The organism is Spiribacter salilacus, from assembly GCF_009649225.1.
GTDB lineage: Bacteria > Pseudomonadota > Gammaproteobacteria > Nitrococcales > Nitrococcaceae > Spiribacter > Spiribacter salilacus.
Window position 1 is genome coordinate 600,795 of record NZ_WJPP01000001.1, and the last position, 18,278, is coordinate 619,072.

General features: G+C 53.0%; 15 protein-coding genes and 3 tRNA genes. 8 read left to right on the plus strand and 10 right to left on the minus strand.

Annotated features, from left to right (window positions below; genetic code table 11):
• The first annotated feature begins 26 nt into the window (after nt 1-26).
• Nucleotides 27-1,394, plus strand: coding sequence for a TrpB-like pyridoxal phosphate-dependent enzyme (locus GH984_RS03080; RefSeq protein ID WP_153718714.1), 1,368 nt, complete (start codon nt 27-29; stop codon nt 1,392-1,394).
• Here the strand turns inward: GH984_RS03080 and GH984_RS03085 are convergent.
• Both GH984_RS03085 and GH984_RS03090 read right to left on the minus strand, forming a co-directional pair.
• Nucleotides 1,371-3,284, minus strand: a complete 1,914-nt coding sequence (locus GH984_RS03085; RefSeq protein ID WP_153718715.1) for an ATP-binding cassette domain-containing protein — start codon at nt 3,282-3,284, stop codon at nt 1,371-1,373. The genes GH984_RS03080 and GH984_RS03085 overlap by 24 nt on opposite strands.
• Nucleotides 3,285-3,304: 20 nt before the next feature.
• Nucleotides 3,305-3,381 (minus strand) — tRNA-Glu (locus GH984_RS03090).
• Nucleotides 3,382-3,505: 124 nt separating this feature from the next.
• On the opposite strand from GH984_RS03090, the gene GH984_RS03095 reads away from it, so the two are divergent.
• Genes GH984_RS03095 through GH984_RS03105 form a run of 3 tightly spaced genes read left to right on the plus strand, consistent with a single transcriptional unit; the run spans nt 3,506 to nt 7,573 of the window.
• The gene (locus GH984_RS03095) at nt 3,506-4,915 is read left to right on the plus strand and encodes an NAD(P)/FAD-dependent oxidoreductase (protein WP_153718716.1); all 1,410 of its coding nucleotides are present in this window, start codon (nt 3,506-3,508) and stop codon (nt 4,913-4,915) included.
• Nucleotides 4,908-6,131, plus strand: a complete 1,224-nt coding sequence (locus GH984_RS03100) for an NAD(P)/FAD-dependent oxidoreductase (protein ID WP_153718717.1) — start codon at nt 4,908-4,910, stop codon at nt 6,129-6,131. Before GH984_RS03095 ends, GH984_RS03100 begins: the two co-directional genes overlap by 8 nt.
• 8 nt (nt 6,132-6,139) lie before the next feature.
• The gene (locus tag GH984_RS03105) at nt 6,140-7,573 is read left to right on the plus strand and encodes an FGGY family carbohydrate kinase (RefSeq protein WP_153718718.1); all 1,434 of its coding nucleotides are present in this window, start codon (nt 6,140-6,142) and stop codon (nt 7,571-7,573) included.
• 54 nt (nt 7,574-7,627) lie between these two features.
• Here the strand turns inward: GH984_RS03105 and dctP are convergent, their stop codons facing one another.
• From dctP to GH984_RS03130, 5 genes are read right to left on the minus strand one after another with little or no spacing between them, the layout of a single operon-like run.
• Complete coding sequence (gene dctP, locus GH984_RS03110; RefSeq protein WP_153718719.1) at nt 7,628-8,722, minus strand: TRAP transporter substrate-binding protein DctP; 1,095 nt, start codon at nt 8,720-8,722, stop codon at nt 7,628-7,630.
• 38 nt (nt 8,723-8,760) lie between these two features.
• The gene (locus tag GH984_RS03115; protein WP_153718720.1) at nt 8,761-10,080 is read right to left on the minus strand and encodes a TRAP transporter large permease; all 1,320 of its coding nucleotides are present in this window, start codon (nt 10,078-10,080) and stop codon (nt 8,761-8,763) included.
• Complete coding sequence (locus GH984_RS03120) at nt 10,077-10,604, minus strand: TRAP transporter small permease subunit (RefSeq protein WP_153718721.1); 528 nt, start codon at nt 10,602-10,604, stop codon at nt 10,077-10,079. Before GH984_RS03120 ends, GH984_RS03115 begins: the two co-directional genes overlap by 4 nt.
• A 37-nt stretch (nt 10,605-10,641) precedes the next feature.
• Entirely contained in the window at nt 10,642-11,346 is a 705-nt protein-coding gene (locus GH984_RS03125; protein ID WP_153718722.1) for a glutamine amidotransferase-related protein, read from the minus strand.
• 10 nt (nt 11,347-11,356) lie between these two features.
• Nucleotides 11,357-12,268, minus strand: a complete 912-nt coding sequence (locus GH984_RS03130; protein ID WP_172973150.1) for a MurR/RpiR family transcriptional regulator — start codon at nt 12,266-12,268, stop codon at nt 11,357-11,359.
• A 99-nt stretch (nt 12,269-12,367) separates the two neighbouring features.
• On the opposite strand from GH984_RS03130, the gene GH984_RS03135 reads away from it, so the two are divergent.
• Genes GH984_RS03135 through GH984_RS03145 form a run of 3 tightly spaced genes read left to right on the plus strand, consistent with a single transcriptional unit; the run spans nt 12,368 to nt 16,353 of the window.
• Nucleotides 12,368-13,732, plus strand: a complete 1,365-nt coding sequence (locus tag GH984_RS03135; RefSeq protein WP_153718724.1) for a glutamine synthetase family protein — start codon at nt 12,368-12,370, stop codon at nt 13,730-13,732.
• A gap of 26 nt (nt 13,733-13,758) precedes the next feature.
• On the plus strand, nt 13,759-15,153 hold the full coding sequence (locus tag GH984_RS03140) for an aldehyde dehydrogenase family protein (RefSeq protein WP_369691905.1): 1,395 nt from the start codon (nt 13,759-13,761) through the stop codon (nt 15,151-15,153).
• 12 nt (nt 15,154-15,165) lie between these two features.
• Nucleotides 15,166-16,353, plus strand: a complete 1,188-nt coding sequence (locus tag GH984_RS03145; protein ID WP_153718725.1) for an iron-containing alcohol dehydrogenase — start codon at nt 15,166-15,168, stop codon at nt 16,351-16,353.
• A gap of 7 nt (nt 16,354-16,360) precedes the next feature.
• Here GH984_RS03145 and GH984_RS03150 read toward each other — a convergent pair.
• Both GH984_RS03150 and gltX read right to left on the minus strand, forming a co-directional pair.
• Nucleotides 16,361-16,436: transfer RNA gene (locus GH984_RS03150), tRNA-Ala, on the minus strand.
• 39 nt (nt 16,437-16,475) lie between these two features.
• A complete protein-coding gene (gene gltX, locus GH984_RS03155) occupies nt 16,476-17,900 on the minus strand; it encodes a glutamate--tRNA ligase (RefSeq protein ID WP_153718726.1) in 1,425 nt (474 codons plus the stop codon).
• Nucleotides 17,901-17,968: 68 nt separating this feature from the next.
• Here gltX and GH984_RS03160 point away from each other — a divergent pair.
• Nucleotides 17,969-18,043: transfer RNA gene (locus tag GH984_RS03160), tRNA-Val, on the plus strand.
• Nucleotides 18,044-18,175: 132 nt separating this feature from the next.
• On the opposite strand, the gene GH984_RS11060 is transcribed toward GH984_RS03160, so the two are convergent.
• Nucleotides 18,176-18,271, minus strand: coding sequence for an integrase core domain-containing protein (locus GH984_RS11060; protein WP_369691914.1), 96 nt, complete (start codon nt 18,269-18,271; stop codon nt 18,176-18,178).
• Between the last annotated feature and the right edge of the window lie 7 nt (nt 18,272-18,278).

Here is an 18,278-nt window from a genome sequence, read left to right on the forward strand (position 1 = left end):
AACTGAATAAAGAGGCTGCTGTCGTCATGAGCGATACCGTAAAAATCCTGCTGCCAGAAACCGAGATGCCCAAGCAGTGGTACAACATTAATGCGGATCTGCCGGTACCGCTGGCACCCGTATTACACCCGGTCACCCATAAGCCCGTTGGGCCGGATGACTTAGCACCGCTTTTTCCGATGGCCGTAATCGAGCAGGAGATGAGTACCGAGCGGAACATCGATATTCCCGACCCGGTGCGCGAGGTCTATCGCCAATGGCGCCCATCGCCGTTATTTAGAGCACGACGGCTAGAAAAAGCGCTCAACACGCCTGCTCGCATTTACTATAAATACGAGGGCGTCAGCCCGGCCGGCAGCCATAAACCCAACACGGCCATTGCGCAGGCTTTCTATAACAAGGCCGAGGGCGTCAAGCGCATCACCACCGAAACGGGCGCGGGACAATGGGGTTCGTCACTGGCGCTGGCCGGGGCCATGTTTGATTTAGAAATCGAAGTCTTTATGGTGAAGGTTAGCTTTAACCAAAAGCCCTATCGCCGAGCCTTTATGGAGAGCTTTGGCGCGACGTGTACGGCAAGCCCAAGTAACCTAACCGCCGCGGGCCGAGCCATTTTGGCCGACAACCCCGATAGCACCGGCAGCTTAGGTATCGCGATTAGCGAAGCGGTGGAGCTTGCGGTGCAGCGAGATGACACCAAATACGCCCTAGGCAGTGTGCTCAATCATGTGCTGCTGCATCAGACCATCGCGGGCATCGAAGCCCGCCGGCAGCTAGAAATGGTCGACGACTACCCCGATATGGTCATCGGTTGCACCGGTGGTGGCTCTAACTTTGCCGGCATTGCCTTTCCATTTTTAGGTGAGCAGCTACGCGGCGGCAAGGCCGTTGAGTTTATTGCCGTTGAGCCGGCCTCCTGCCCCACACTCACGCAAGGAAAGTTTGCGTATGACTGGGGTGATACCGCGCATATGACACCGCTCACTAAAATGCACACGCTAGGCTCAGCCTTTGTACCACCCGGCTTTCATGCCGGCGGTTTGCGCTATCACGGTATGGCGCCGCAAATTAGTCATCTGACCGATTTGGGCTATATCAAACCGCGCGCTTACGGGCAGCTCGAATGCTTTGCTGCGGGTTTAGAATTTGCTCGTGCTGAGGGCATTATTCCGGCACCTGAGGCCAATCATGCCGTCAAAGCCACCATCGATGAGGCTATTCGCTGCCGTGAAACGGGCGAATCAAAGGCGCTGCTATTTAATCTCTGCGGGCATGGCAACTTTGATATGCAGGCGTACACGGACTACCTAGCTGGCAAGCTCAAGGAAGAAGACGCCAGTGCGGCGGAGCAATCCATGGCGCTAGCGGGTTTACCCAGTGTGGCGGGCCTCTAAGGCCTCCCAGCGGTTAAACGCGGCCTCAAAATCGGCTTCAGCGGCTTTTAATTGAGCCGCTGCCGCTTTAATGGCGGCTTCATCGCCCTGCTGATAAAGCGCTGGATCATTCACCGCCTCGGCGGCGCGCGCTACGGCCTGCTCAAGGGCTTCGATTTGCGCAGGCAAGGCCTCCAGCTCGCGCAGCTCTTTTGAGCTGAGCTTTTTGCCAAGGGGCTTTTTGGGCGCTGGCTTGGGTTGCGCCGGCGGCTTAGATTGCCCCACCGGCTTGCTCGGCGCCTCGCTTTCGCTTGATCGCGCTGCTGCGGTTTGCCGCTGCCAATCGGCATAGCCGCCCACATATTCGGCAAAATGCCCGCCGCCCTCAGGGGCGATAACGCTGGTGACCACATTGTCCAAAAACGCACGGTCATGAGAGACCAATAACAACGTACCCTCATAATCCACTAGGCGCTCTTCGAGCAACTCCAGCGTTTCCACATCTAAGTCGTTAGTGGGCTCATCAAGCACTAAGAGATTGCTGGGGCGCGAGAACAATCGGGCCAGTAACAAACGATTGCGCTCTCCGCCCGATAAGCGCGAGATTGGCGCATTGGCGCGATCAGGCGTGAATAAAAAATCCTGCAAGTAACCCATCACATGGCGGCGCCGGCCGTCACCGAGTTCAATAAAATCTTCACCGCCAGCTACATTGTCGCGGGCGGTTTGTGTGTCGTCCAGTGCTTGGCGATGTTGATCAAAGTAGGCAATCTCTAGGCGTGTGCCGAGCTGTACGGTGCCGCTATCTGGCTCGATCTCACCGAGCATCAAGCGCAGCAAGGTGGTTTTGCCGGCTCCATTGGGCCCAATAATGCCCACCCGGTCGCCACGCACAATGCGGGTACTAAAATCCACCACCACCGGTTTATCGCCATACGCCACCGAGGCATTTTCTACCTCAATCACGCGTTTGCCTGAGCGCTCAGCCTCGGCCACTGCAATGCGCGCCTCACCCGGGCCACTGCGGCGCTCGCGGCGTGCTGCACGCATCGCCTCAAGCGCACGCACCCGCCCTTCATTACGCGTGCGGCGGGCTTCAATGCCCTGACGAATCCAGGCTTCCTCTTCAGCCAGCTTTTTATCAAACCGAGCTTGCTCAATGGCCTCAGCATGCGCGCGCTCAGCCTTACGCCGCAGGAAGTTGGCGTAATCACCCGGCCAGCTCGTTAGCTCACCCCTATCAATTTCAACAATGCGCGTGGCCACTGCCTGCAAAAAAGCCCGGTCGTGGGTAACAAACACAATCGCACCGGGGTAGTCACGCAAAAAACCCTCAAGCCACTGAATGGCTTCGATATCTAAGTGGTTGGTGGGCTCATCGAGTAATAACAGATCAGGCCGCCGCACGAGCGCACGGGCCAAGAGCACCCGCCGTCGTAACCCACCCGAAAGAGAATCAAATGCCACCGACTCGGGCAGCTCTAGTCGCGTCAAAATTGAGCTGACCCGCTGATCCAGCTGCCAGCCATCAGCGGCATCTAATGCTGCCTGAACCTCGCCCAGCTCTGGCGCCTCACCCCCGGCCACCAGCTGCTCAGTTAGCGCATGGTGTTGCGCCAATAGCGCACCCACCTCACCGAGGCCAGCGGCCACCACATCAAAGATGCTGCCATCAAGGCCATCGGGCACCGCCTGCTCTAAGCGCGCCACCACCACCGAATCATGACGGCGTATTTGGCCATCATCAGGAGCAATCTCACCAGCCATTAAACGCAGCAGCGTAGACTTACCCGCCCCATTACGTCCGACCACGCAAACCCGCTCGCCCGGTTCGACGACTAGATTGGCATGATCAAGCAGCGGTGGTCCGCCCACCGCAATCTCGATATTCTCGAGGCTAATGAGACTCATGATTCAACTCGGAAGGAAAATGGCGTCCCCAACGGGATTCGAACCCGTGTCGCCACCTTGAAAGGGTGGTGTCCTAGGCCGGCTAGACGATGGGGACGTTGCGTGACCGAAGCGGAATGATAGGCAGCCAAGGCACTGTCGTCAAGTTTATATGAATTGTTGCCAATGAGCAGTAAATGGTACTTTTGTGAATGGCAAGAAAAACGCCGAAAAGGTAACTCATGTCCGATCCTAACCTAAGCTGGTCCAATCAACATTTCGACGTTGTCGTTATTGGCGGTGGCGTGGTGGGTGCTGCGCTACTGAGAAGGTTTACGCTTGAGGGTGCGAAGGCGCTGTTATTGGAAAAAGCGCCCGACATACTCGACGGAGCGAGTAAGGGAAATAGCGCCATTTTGCACACCGGCTTTGATGCACCCACTGATTCGGTTGAACACTGGTGTATACGACAAGGGCGCAAGGAGTTTCTAGATATTCATGAAGCGCTTGGCCTGCCATTAGTAAAAACCGGAGCCCTGGTGGTGGCCTGGTCAAAAGAAGAGCAACAACGCCTTCCAAGCCTGCTTGAAAAAGCCAATGCCAATGGCGTTGATGATGTGCGAATGCTCAGCCGTGCAGAAATCCAACAAAGAGAGCCCGCATTAGCACCAGGCGTGACCGGTGGCTTTGAGGTACCCCAAGAATACATTATCGACCCTTGGACAACTCCGTACGCGTATCTCTTACAAGCCCTATGCAATGGTGCAACCGTAACGCGTAATAGCGAAGTGCTAGAAGGAAGCTTTGATGGGGCGCAATGGCATTTAAAAACTACGACTGGCCAGTGCACCGCCGATGTTGTTATCAATGCAGCAGGACTTTATGGAGATACGCTCGAACAGCGTCTAATCGGTCGTTCAGCGTTTTCTATCAGGCCACGCAAAGGGCAATTTGTTGTGTATGACAAGGCCGCATCAGCTTTACTGTCTTCGATACTTTTACCGGTACCCACTGAGACGACTAAGGGAATTGTGCTAACTAGGACAGTCTTTGGAAACCTCTTGGTTGGCCCAACCGCAGAAGAACAAGATAGTCGTGAAGACTGGAGTACCGATTCGCAAACACTAGAAATGTTGCATGCAACGGCGGTGCGAATGTTGCCAGCACTTGCTGACATTCCCATCACCGCAACATATGCCGGGGTCAGGCCAGCTACCGAAGAAAAAGAGTATCGGATTCGTGCGCTGGCCGATCAACGCTACGTAGCCGTTGGGGGTATTCGATCAACGGGGCTCAGCAGCGCACTGGGTATCGCGCAATATGTTTACAACCTCTATCAGCGTGAAATCGGGGCAGCGCATAAGGCCATTGCCGAACCCGCGATACCCAGTGAATTACCCCAAATTTCAGAATATGGACCGCGTTTATGGCAGGCCGCTGATAATGGCGGCATTGTTTGTCACTGTGAACTCGTGACTCAGGCAGACATTGACCGTGCGCTCTGTGGCCCTTTACCAGCCAAGACATTAGCAGGGCTAAAGCGCCGCACGCGTGCGACCATGGGCCGCTGTCAGGGTTTTTATTGCACGGCTCGGCTTGCAGCGCTCTCGGAGCAGCACTTAGACGAGCCCATCGCTGAACACTATGAATAAAGAGGTCGCGATTATTGGTGGGGGCCCATCCGGGCTTGCTGCTGCAACCACGTTAAAACGCCTTGGTGTTGAGCGGGTCACACTCATTGAACGGGAGGCCCAAGCAGGCGGCATTCCTCGCCATTGCGGTCATCCACCATTCGGTATGCGAGAGTTTGGCCGTGTGCTTGATGGGCCACGTTACGCACGCCGCTTAGTTGAACGTGCTGATAAGCTCGGTGTTGATATTCGTTGTAGCACCAGCGTGGTTTCACTGCAGCCACACGGTGTGCTCACCCTTTCAGATAATAACGGACAGTCACACCTCAAGGCAGAGCGTGTGGTACTGGCCACAGGGGTGCGCGAGGGGAGCCGGGCGGCCCGATTTATCGGAGGTGATCGAACGCGGGGTATCGTTAGCACCGGGGCGCTACAGTCGCTGGTCTATCTTGAAAAAATGCGGCCGTTTAAGCGCCCAATCATCATTGGCAGCGAACTCGTGTCTTTCTCCGCTTTGCTTACCTGCCAGCATGCGGGTATCAAGCCATGCGCGATCATTGAACAAAACCCCCGCATTACAGCACGACTCTTTGCCCTCGGCCTGCCTTTTGTGCGCGGCGTTTCGGTAATGACCCACACCGAGGTAGTCCGAATCTTAGGCGATGGCCGTGTAACCGGCGTGGTGGTTCGAAATTTAAACAGTGGAAAAGAAGAAACGATTGATGCCGATGGCGTCATTGTTAGCGGTCGCTTTACGCCTGAATCTACATTAGCTCGCATGGGCGGCCTTATGCTTGACCCCGCTAGCGGCGGCGCCGCCGTCGATCAATATGGTCGCACAAGTGATTCACGCATTTTTGTTGCCGGTAATGCGTTGCGCCCAGTCGAAACAGCCGGCTGGAGCTGGCGTGAAGGCGTTAAAATTGGTCAACTACTGGCAGAAGACCTACTCAATGAACCGGCTGACACTCTGCCGGAATGCTCCATTATGGTGCATGAGCCGATTCGCTACGTCGTTCCTCAGCGAATCCGCCTACCATTGAGTAAAAATAACTTAGGGGATGTGCAGCTCCGGGTCTCCCGTCCTGTAAAAGGGAAACTCTTTGTAAAGATTAATGGCAAGATGATTTGGAGCCGTCGACTTCATTCTCTGCCCGAACGTCGCATTACCATTCCAATAAAAATCTTTTCTGTATTAGATGGTGGCGAGGCCATTGAAATTGGATTATCGGAATAGGCAAGCTTATGCGTTTGGTTGCGGTTGATCAGGGAACAACAAGCACACGATCGTTGGTGGTTGATGCTTCAGGCCATGCGCAAATTGCCGCTTCCGTTACGCATAAACAGTATTACCCTCATAACGGCTGGGTTGAACATGACCCAGACGAATTACTAAAGGCGATTAAGACCTGCCTTAGCGCTGCAGGTCAGGTTGATGCGATTGGCTTAGCCAATCAGGGCGAAAGCTGCCTTGCCTGGGATGCACGTAATAAGCGGCCTATTTGCCCGGTAATTGTTTGGCAGGATAATCGAACCGCCAGTGAAATCGAAAAGCTCAAAGCTGAAGGTGCTGAATCGCTGGTCCAATCCATCAGCGGATTACCCCTTGATTCTTACTTCTCAGCCAGCAAGCTTGGCTGGATTATTAGAGAAATTCCCGCTGCTCGTCAGCTTGCTGCTAGTGGTCATTTGCGCCTTGGCACCACCGATGCCTATTTCAGAGATGTCCTGACCGATCAATTTGCCACCGACCCGAGTACCGCCTCTCGCACGGCCTTACTCAATTTAGAGACCGGGCAATGGGATGAAAGCCTCTGTCAGTTATTTGAGGTGCCAATTAATTGTCTGCCAGAAATACAGCCCACCACGGGTGAGTTAGGTATTTGTGATTTGAGCGGGCAATCCACCCCACTTGCCGCCAGTGTTGTCGACCAACAGGCCGCATTGTACGGGCATGGCTGCCGAGCCGCTGGCGATGGAAAGATCACCTTTGGGACAGGCGCCTTTGCGTTAATGCTGACTGGGGAAAAACCCCAATTACCACCCAACTCCGGACTGCTGCCAACGATTGCCTGGCAGCATCATGACGCCGCTCCCGTTTACGCACTTGAGGGGGGCGTCTATACCGCCAGCGCGGTGATTAGCTGGCTCGAGAGAATAGGTGTAATTGAGGATCTAGCAGCCCTATCCCAGTTCGCGGGTGAGTCGCCCATGCGCCGTGGCACCGTCTTTGTCCCGGCGCTTGCAGGGCTGGCATGCCCTTATTGGCGCCGTGATGTACGCGGCAGTTGGCTAGGGCTCACGCTCGATACATCAAGAGATGATCTCATTCGTGTAGCCTTAGAGGGCGTTGCTTGCCGCAGTGCGCAGGTGCTTAGTGCTATTTCCCAGAGCGGTGTTGCTTTAAATCAGCTAGGCATGGATGGCGGGCTTGCTGCCAATACTTGGTTTCAGCAGCTGATGGCTGATGTAACACAGCAAACAATCAAAGTACCCAACTTAGCAGAGCTCACAGCCGCTGGTGTGCTGGCGCTAATCGCAGACGCAATGAATACGCCACTCACTATCACTCAGAAAACCCATCAGGTCAGCCCCAAGCAGGATCAATCTGACTTAATCGGCATTTTAGAGCAGGCGATTGCCCTAACAAGTCAGTGGCCAACGTCGTCAACATCATAAAAAACGCTGCCAAAGAACACCTTGGCAGCGTTGTCGTTATTTCAACCGCAACTATTAGGAGTAGCGGTAAGGAATACCCGCTTTACCCATGAGTGCATTGTACTCACGGAAGATATCCACAACCCGACGATTACGATCACTTTGAGCCGCGATCTCCTCCCAGAACTCTTCGGCATCGGCATTCACCTGATCCCATTCCTCTGACGGAATCTCGGTCAGCTGAAGCTTATCGCCGTTAACCCGAAGATCAGCCTCACCGCCCCAGTACCAAACCTGGCGATAGTAATGCGACTGATCAATGGTTGAGAGGAATAACTGCTTGAGATGCTCTGGCAGGTTAGCCCAGCTATCGCTGTTCGCAAAGTACGAACCACACCAAGCACCCGTCACGTTGTTACTCAGAGCGTAGTTGCAGATATCTGCCCAACCCACCTCATAAGCCTCGGTGAATCCACACCAAGCAACGCCATCCAGCTCACCCGTCTGGAGCGCCACTTCCACATCATCCCATGGCACTGTGACCGGGATAAGCCCATAGCGGGATAGGAAGCGACCTGCGGTTGGCACACCAAATACGCGCTTGCCACGCATATCTGCCAACGAGTTAATCGGCTCTTTGGTAAAGATATGCAGCGGATCCCACGCACCGGCGCTTAACCACTCAACGCCATCTACCTCACCATATGCCTCAGCCCAAATCTCGTTCAGCCCATAGCGCTGAAATAAAACGGGCAGGTCAAGGCTATAACGAGTAGAGAATGGGAAATAACCGCCAAACACGGACACATCGACTGGCGAGGCCATAGTGGCATCGTCAGACTGCACCGCATCAAGGGTTCCATTCTGTAAAGAGCGGAACAGCTCATTCGTTGAGACTAACTGATCCGCATAATAAAGCTCGATCTCCATCTCACCGTTTGCTGCCTTGTTAAAGGCCTCAATCTGCGGCTTGATGACATGCGCGCCCAGTGGTGCACCAGAGTAAGTCTGTAGACGCCAACGAATTGGGCCTGTCTGAGAGATAACGGCGGGAGCACCAAAACCCGAGGCAAGGGCGACACCGCCAACACCTGCAGTTTTTAGAAAGTCACGCCGGCCCTTCTCGGGCTTGTCGATCTGTGCATTGTTATCAGTCAGTTTCTTGCTCATCAACTTCTCCTTTTTACAATGGCGAGGCACTTGCCCCATTACCCAGCTACCTTGTTTGGCAACCACAGGGCAATTTCAGGAAATGCGATCAACAGCCCAAGCGTAAACACCATCAGCAGCACAAATGGAATTATCGAGCGATAAATATCCATTAACGTGACTTCAGACGGCGCCATTGAGCGCATTAAAAATAAGTTGTAACCAAATGGTGGCGTCATATACGCGATCTGGCAGGTAATGGTGTACAGCACGCCGTACCAAATCGGATCAAAACCCAGTGCAATGACCAACGGAACATACAGCGGCGCCACAATCACAAGCATTGCCGTGTCATCCAAAAACATACCCAGCACCAAATAAGAGATCTGCATCAAGATCAAAATCTCTAGCGGCGTCATCTCCATGCGGTCTACAAAGAAAGCCTCAATGGCATTACCGGCCCCGATACCATCAAAAATGGCGCCAAATGCCAGCGCTGCCAAAATAATCCATAAAAACATGCATGAGATGCCCAAGGTTTTCTTAGCCGTTTCATGCAGGATCTTGAATGTCAGCCGCCGCCGCACCAGAGCGGCAATCGTGGCGGCCGTTGCGCCAACCGCCGAACTCTCTACAAGGCTCGTTACCCCCATAACGAAAAGCCCCGTCATAAAGAAGAAAATGAGAAATGGCGTAATACCCGCACGCAGCGTTGCGAGTTTTTCACGCATTGGAATGTCGAGTTCAGATCGATCCAACACCGGGCCTAGGCTCGGCTGGATGCGACAGCGAATCGCGATATACACGATAAAGATGAATGCCATCAGCAAGCCTGGTACGGCACCTGCTAGCCACAACTGACTGACCGGCTGACGGGCGATCATGCCGTAAAGCACCAACACAATACTGGGGGGCACCAAAATACCTAATGAACTGCCGGCCTGAATAACGCCCGTTACCATTCGTTTGTCGTAGTTACGCTTAAGCAACTCGGGCAGAGCAATTGTGGTGCCAATGGCCATACCCGCAACACTCAACCCGTTCATCGCCGAAATAACCACCATCAGCAAAATGGTGCCAATCGCTAGCCCACCGCGAATGCGCCCAAACCACACATGAAACATTCGATAAAGATCATCGGCAATGCCAGATTCAGACATGATGTAGCCCATGTACACAAACAAGGGCAGTGTAAGCAGCGGGAACCAGTTAAATAGCTTGAAGGCGGCATTAAAGGGCATCTCATAGCTGCCTGTGCCATATAGCAGTAGAGCTGCCGCAGCGGCAACAAAGCCAATCGCTGCAAAAACGCGCTGACCGGTCAGCAGCATGACCAGCATCGTTGTAAACATCAAAAGGGCAATCGCTTCATAACTCATGGTTGGTAAACCCCTTCGATGCGCTGACCACGAGCCCGAGCCAGGTCTTTAAACAACATGGCTATTGCCTGTAGCAACATCAACGTAATGCCGATCACCATAATGATCTTTATCGGAATCATCGATGGACTCCACATCGAAAATTTCCGCTCTCCCGTCTCGATGGCATACATCGCACTTGAGATTGAACCGATTAGTAAAATTACTAAATAAAACAGCATGAAGCTGCTGGTGAACACATCAACCCAAGCTCGACCCTTAACAGATAGGTGTGAATAGATAAGATCCATGCGCACATGCTGACCGGCCTGCAACGAATAAGCCCCTCCAAGAATGTAGTACGCCGCCAGCAAAAACTGCCCCATTTCCAAAGCCCAGTGCACATAAACATCAAAGATGTTTCGAGTGAGGGTATCGGTAAGCAGCACAGCGATCATTGCGAATATCAGATACATCGCAACCAAACCGGTTAAATGCGATATTCGATCGACTGCTCGCACGTAAAGTTGGATTACTTTTGGCATACGTTCACTCGTCTCATAGTTTAGGTTTATGCACGATCTATGCCGACATAAATCGCAAGATCCACTGAGCTGCAATGGACTCGTTTATGGGATTCTCCAGCGATGACACACCAGACTCGAAGGTGTCTTCACCAATAAGGTGCCTGCGACGAACCATCGTGGAGCGCGAGTATTCTTTTGGAAATTCAGGGTGACCCTGAAATCCGAGCATATGGCCTTCCAGCTCATACATATCAATCGGGCAAAAATCATGGCTGGCCAAAACTTGAGCCCCCTCAGGCAAAGCCGTCACTTGGTCTTGATGACTGACCAATAAGGATAGGGTTGACGCGGGGGGATCCATCCACGGTCGCTGAACCTTAATCTCTGCCTCATGCACGCCGACACCCCAACCAACATGACCGGCTTGCTCAACCTTCCCCCCTAGTGACTGTGCAATCAGCTGATGCCCAAAACAAATACCAACGGTGCGGCTTTTATGTGCATGCAGCTCACGAATAAACTCTTCGGCACGGCGTATCCATGGGTCAGCATCGTAGGTTGACCACTTACTGCCGGTGATAAGCCAGGCATCGTGAGCATTCGCTGAGGCGGGGAATTGGTTACGAGTCAGGTCGTAGACCGTAAACTGGAGGGTTGGATCAGTGCGCAGCAAAAGACGACGAAACATGTCTGGATAATCTCCAAACGTTGGCATCAGCTCATCCACTACATGGTCACACTGCAAAATCCCAATATGCATTCAACTGCTCCTAGGATGGGGGCTTCATAATTTGTTGATAGTGCATGCGTACCGCTTCATGCTCCTGCATGCGCGGCTCAAGGCGTGGCCAATCTCGATAATTCAGCGCCGCAATGAGCGCTTCAACCTGCGCCATCATCGCGCTCATCGAATCCCAATTAGAGGGCACATCGATATGTGCGATAAACACATCTTTTGCGACCGATGCAATGGGTGAAAGCCACTGGTCGGTGAATAACACAACATGACAATCACGGCGTGCTGCCTCTTGCGCAAACTGGATAACATCCGGCTGATAGCGACGAACGTCAAATACAATCAGCCGCTTAGTGCTATCCAAATCAACCAGATAATCCGGCCAGGAAATTGACGGCCCAGTGATCTGGTTAACTCCACTTCTTAGCACTCGAAGATGCATATAAAAGTATTGGGCAATCGCATCGGTAATCCGACCGCCGAGCAGGTAAATTGATTGAGAGGGATCCGCGAGCATTGCCAAGACACTCTCAAACTGTTGCCGGGGTAACGAGCCAATGCCTTGTTGAACATTGCTGCAAATTGCATCCGCAAAGTTCTGCAAAAAATCTGGCGCATCCCCACGCAAATCATGCTTTGTTTTTTTAGAAAGTGGTGACTGCAGTCGGCTTTTAAGTTCTGTTCTGAGCGCACTTTGAAAGGCCGGATAGCCATCGTAGCCCAGCTTATTAACAAAACGCAGCACCGTGGGATGGCTCACCTTTGCACGAGCAGCAACTTTACCCAGTGACTCAAGCCCGATCAGTGGATAGTTATCCAGCAACACACGAGCCGCTTTGTGCTCAGCGGGTGTTAACCGATCGAGCAGTTTATGAACACGGTCGGCCACCGTTAATAGTGGCTCTTTTTCTGCACCCGTTGCATCGGGTCTTGCCGGCAGATTCACAGGTAATATTCCCTCCTCGTACCTGTTCTGGATTGTACAGACTGTTTTCAAGTCTGCAATATATGGTACAAAACACAAAATTAACGTAGGGAGATGGCGATGTCTGATCGCGAAACTCGAGGATTTTTAACGGTTGAAGAATTGCGTGCTGGCATCGATACCGGCGAATTCCACACCGTTGCCATGGCCATGGTCGACATGCAGGGAAGGCTGCAGGGTAAGCGTTTAACTGCCGAGCATTTTGTTAACGAAGTTATTAATGCCAAAGCGGAAGGCTGTAACTACCAGCTTGCAGTTGATGTCGAGATGAACACCGTGGGCGGCTATGAGCATGCCTCTTGGTCTTCGGGTTACGGTGATTTTGTGTTTGCGCCCGATCTGACCACCCTTCGTCGGTTACCGTGGCACCCGGGCGCGGCGCTAGTGATGTGCGACCTTGAGTGGGAGGATGGTAGCCCTGTTCGTGTGTCTCCTCGGCAAATTTTACGTCACCAAATTGAACGTCTTGCCGAGCATGGTCTTAAACCGCTTGCTGGCACCGAGCTTGAGTTCATCATCTTCCGAGAAACCTATGAGCAGGCATGGCAACAAGGGTATCGAAACCTGACGCCCGCCAATCTATATAACGTTGATTACTCACTATTGGACACGGCAGGTATAGAGCCCCTGCTCACCCGCATTCGTAACAATATGCAGGCGGCAGGCCTGACTGTGCTTGACTCAAAAGGCGAATGTAATTTTGGGCAGCACGAAGTCAATTTCCTCTATAACGAGGCCCTGCGCACGGCAGACGGACATGCTATTTACCGAAACGGCGCCAAGGAAATTGCGGCACAACAAAGATATTCCTTAACCTTCATGCCGAAATTCAACGCGCGTGAAGGTAATTCATGCCATATCCACCTGAGTGTGCGGGATCTTGAGAATAAGCCAGTGATGGCAGACGGACATGATCTGTCTGAACTCGGTCAGCATTTTGTTGCGGGCATGCTGCAAAGCCTTCGTGAGATGAGTCTGTTTAGTGCACCAAACATCAATTCCTACAAGCGCTACGTGCCGGGCAGCTTTGCGCCAACCTCGGTTGCATGGGGGCGTGATAATCGAACCTGTGCGTTGCGACTGGTGGGATCGGGGCATTCATTACGCATCGAAAACCGAGTGCCGGGTGGCGACGTTAACCCTTATCTTGGCCTTGCTGCACTCATTGCGGCCGGTATTAATGGCATCGAACAGAAACTCGCCTTAGAGCCAGAAAACATCGGCAATGCCTACGAATCAGGCAAGCCGCAGATACCCTCAACACTACAAGAAGCCCGCAACTTATTTGCCGAAAGCACCCTTGCAAGGCAGGCCTTTGGTGATGATGTTGTAGCGCACTATCTCAATATGGCTGACGTAGAAATTGCTGCGTTCAATGCCGCCGTAACGGACTGGGAGCACGTGCGCAGCTTTGAACGCCTGTAAAGTCACAACCCTTCTTAGGAGCACTCGTGAGCGATACGTTTCAAATTATTACACCCGTTGATGGATCGGTTTACGCAGAACGACCATTGATTTCTGATGCAAAAGCGGATGCAGCTGTTGCTACCGCGCATGCCGCTCAGGCCCAATGGCAACGCGTACCGCTTGCAGAGCGCCAACAAATCCTCTCTGCAGCAGTGGATTACTTTAACGAAGACAAAGCATCCATTACCGAAGAGCTGGCATGGACGATCGGCCGCCCAATCAGCCAAGGTGGCGGTGAGGTTGGCGGCTTCACGGAGCGTGCTCAATACATGATAGAGGCCGCCCCGGCCGCGCTTGCCGACATCAACCCTGGCGAAAAGGCTGGCTTTGAGCGTTGCATTCAAAGGGTACCCGTTGGTGTAGTGTTTACCATTGCCCCGTGGAATTTTCCCTACATGACGGCAGTGAACACCATTTGGCCTGCCCTGCTGTCGGGTAACGCCGTGATTTTAAAACAGGCTAAGCAAACTGCCGTTTGCTCTGATCGAATTGCACGTGTGCTCACAAAGGCGGGCTTACCCGAAGGGGTTTTTCAGGCATACGATATGTCGCACGCCACCGCAGCCCGAATTATGCAAGCAGAGCCAGTTAGGCTGGTCTGTTTTACAGGCTCCGTAAAAGGTGGCCAAGCAGTGCAACGAGCCATTGCTGATGGCGGTAATTTTGCAGGCTCAGGTCTTGAGCTTGGGGGCAAAGACCCCGCCTATGTCCGCTCCGATGCAGACCTAGATGTTGCCGCAGCAGGCCTTGCAGATGGTGCCCTATTTAATAGCGGTCAATCCTGCTGTTCTATCGAGCGGATTTATGTTGATCGGTCGGTGTATGAAACATTTCTCGAGAAGCTTTGTGCCGAGGTCAACGCGCTCAAACTGGGCAACCCCATGGCGCCTGATACCTCACTCGGGCCTGTTGTAAACACAGAGGCTGCCGCTTTCGTACGAGGCCAAATTGATGACGCCATTAAAATGGGCGCTCGTGCACTCATCGATGTTGCCGAGTTCCCCGCCGATGCACCGGGCACGCCCTATCTGGCGCCACAGGTCTTGGTTGATGTGAACCATGACATGCGCGTTATGACAGAGGAAAGCTTTGGGCCGGTAGTCGGCGTCATGCCGGTTGACTCAGACGAACAAGCCATTGAGCTAATGAACGATAGTGAGTTTGGCTTAACTGCTTCGGTTTGGACAAAAGATATTGAGCGTGCACGAGAGATTGGCGAACAACTGCAAACCGGAACGGTTTATATGAACCGCTGCGATTACCTAGACCCCGCATTAGCTTGGGTTGGCGTTAAGAATACCGGCCGGGGCTGCAGCCTATCCGTGGTGGGCTTTGAACAACTGACCCGTGCCAAAAGTTTTCACTTTAAAAAGATATAACGGAGTAACTCTATGACTAATGCGTTTGACCCCGCTGCGGTAACCGGTAACTGGGGGTTTCCAAACCAAATCTTGGTGGGGCCTGGGCGTCTATCTGAATTGGCGCAAGTTTGCAGCGATTTGGGTATCACCAATCCGTTAGTTGTTACCGACCCGGGCTTACGAGAACTTCCACCGGTTCACGAGACAATGCAGACGCTCGATAAGGCCGGAGTAAAAAGTGCGCTCTTCTCCGATGTTGATGGTAACCCGGTAGACAGCAACGTTGATGCCGGCGTAACGGCCTATCAGCAGGGCAGTCATGATGGCGTGATTGCCATTGGCGGCGGTAGCGCCTTGGATGTGGGCAAAGCCATTGCACTGATGCTGGGCCAAAACCGCCCAATTTGGGACTTTGAGGATATTGGAGATTATTGGAAACGCGCCAACCCGGATGTGATTGCACCCGTTATCGCGATTCCAACAACGGCTGGAACAGGATCGGAGGTGGGTCGTGCCAGCGTTATCACCAATACTCAGACGCATCGCAAAGTGATTATCTTTCACCCGTTGATGCTGCCAAAAACCGTCATTCTCGATCCTGAGCTAACCGTCGGCTTACCGGCTGGATTAACGGCCGCAACCGGCATGGATGCTTTTGTGCACTGCTTTGAAGCATGGTGTGCACCCGGTTTTCATCCCATGGCAGATGGCATTGCCCTAGAGGGCATGCGCCTTGTTGCAGAAGCTCTACCCAAAGCGACGAGTCACGGGGCTGACTTAGAGGCCAGAACAAAAATGCTGGCTGCCGCGAGCATGGGTGCCGTTGCGTTCCAAAAAGGACTCGGTGGTGTGCATGCGATTGCCCACCCCGTTGGTGCACGTTTTGGCACGCATCACGGCCTAACTAATGCGGTCATCCTGCCTTATATGATGCTTCATAATCGGCCTGAGATTGAAGATAGAATGTATCCAATTGCGCGCACGCTTGGCCTAAAGGCTGAGTCATTCGATGCCGTGCTTGATTGGGTTCTTACATTCCGTGAGCAACTCGGCATTCCACATACCCTGAGTGATTTAGACGTTGATTTAGCGCTGGCCGACGAAATTGGGGCTCTGGCGGCCGTTGACCCGCCGGCCATGTCAAACCCGCGTAAACTATCGGCCGAGGAGTACACCCAAGTGTTCTCTGCCGCAGTAACGGGGCAATTGAAACGTTAGAAATAAGTGGTGGAGCCAGGCGGGATCGAACCGCCGACCTCCTGCATGCCATGCAGGCGCTCTCCCAGCTGAGCTATGGCCCCCGAAAGGAACGCAGAGTCTAGAAATCAGACGGGTTAATGTCAAGCTTCAACTTGCGCTTTTGCCCAGGCAATTGCGCTTTTGATGCGGCTTAACGTGGCATCGCGGCCTAGCAACGCCAAAGTTATATCGATAGGTGGAGACACCGGGCCACCAGCAACTGCTACGCGCAGTGGCTGGGCAACTTTGCCCAGCTTTAGGTCGTGCTCTTCTGCCACGCCGAGTACGGCTTGATGCGCGCTTTCTGCCGTCCAATGTTCAACTAAAGACAGCGCATGATAGAGCGCCTCTAGCGTGTCTTCTGCGCCACACAGATGCTTACGCCCCGCTTTTTCATCATAGCTTTGCGGCGCTTCATAAAAAAACCGACTGTTTTGCGCCATTTCAACCAACGTGCGACTGCGCTCGGCCTGCGCTTGCACCAAGGTTTCAATATCCGGTGCACCCTCAGCGGCCGGATCTAACCCAATCGCCCCTAAATGCCAGGCCAAATGCCTTGCTACATAGGCAACCGGTAGTGTTTTAATGTAGTGCTGATTAAGCCAGTCGAGTTTAGAGGGGTTAATACTGCTTGCTGAATGATTGATATCAGCCACATCAAACAGCTCAACCATCTCATCTAGACTAAATATTTCTTGATCACCATGCGCCCAGCCCAAGCGCACCAAATAATTAATCATTGCCTCCGGCAGATAGCCGGCGTCCCGAAACTCCATCACGTTAGCAGCGCCGGTGCGCTTAGAGAGCTTTTTACCTTCTTCATCCAAAATCATTGGCACATGCGCATACACGGGCGGCTCTACGCCAAGCGCCTGTAAAATATTGGACTGCCGGGCGCTGTTATTTAGATGATCATCGCCACGAATGACATGGCTCACCTTCATATCCATATCATCAACCACCACCACAAAATTATAGGTGGGGGTACCATCGCCCCGTGCAATAATCAGATCATCAAGTTCGTGGTTATCAAACACCACATTCCCTTTCACCTGATCATGCACAACCGTATGGCCTTCGCGTGGCTGACGAAAACGGATAACGGGCTGATCTGATACATCATCACCGGTGGGTGGCGCATCAAGGTCGCGACAGCGCCCGTCATAGCGGGCTTTAACCTTGGCCTCAATTTGACCGGCACGCAGGGCATCGAGTCTCTCTCGTGAGCAATAACATCGATAAGCGGTGCCATCAGCTAACATCTGATCCAGCACTTCTTTGTAACGATCAAATCGATGGGTTTGGTAAAACGGCCCATCATCATAATCAAGACCCAGCCAGCTCATCCCTTCTAAGATGGCGTTAATGGCCTCGGGCGTGGATCGCTCCAAATCGGTATCTTCAATACGCAAAACGAACCGACCGCCGTGCCGGCGCGCGTAGAGCCAAGAAAATAAGGCGGTACGAGCCCCGCCGATATGAAGAAAGCCGGTAGGACTAGGCGCAAAACGAGTAATAACTGTCATAGCGCCTAGTTTACCAGAACCGTTTCGTTGACAGCTTGTCGGGGAGTTTCTAAACTTCCAAGGCAGATGGGCAGTTAGCTCAGCGGGAGAGCACTGCCTTCACACGGCAGGGGTCACTGGTTCAATCCCAGTACCGCCCACCAATTTTTTACCAATCCAATCAACAATTTAGCGCCATATCGGCGCTATTTTTTTATTTAAAAGTAGTATAGTTTTTCCTATACTACTTTTTTCGCTTGTAGCGTGCTGTAATGACCCCCGGGTTTCTGCACACCTTATGACCCTAATGCTGGGTGTGCACTGGGTGCCGCATAGCCCAGAGACTGATGCGGCCGTTCGTTATTGTAAAACCGGATCCATTGCCCGACCACATGGCGT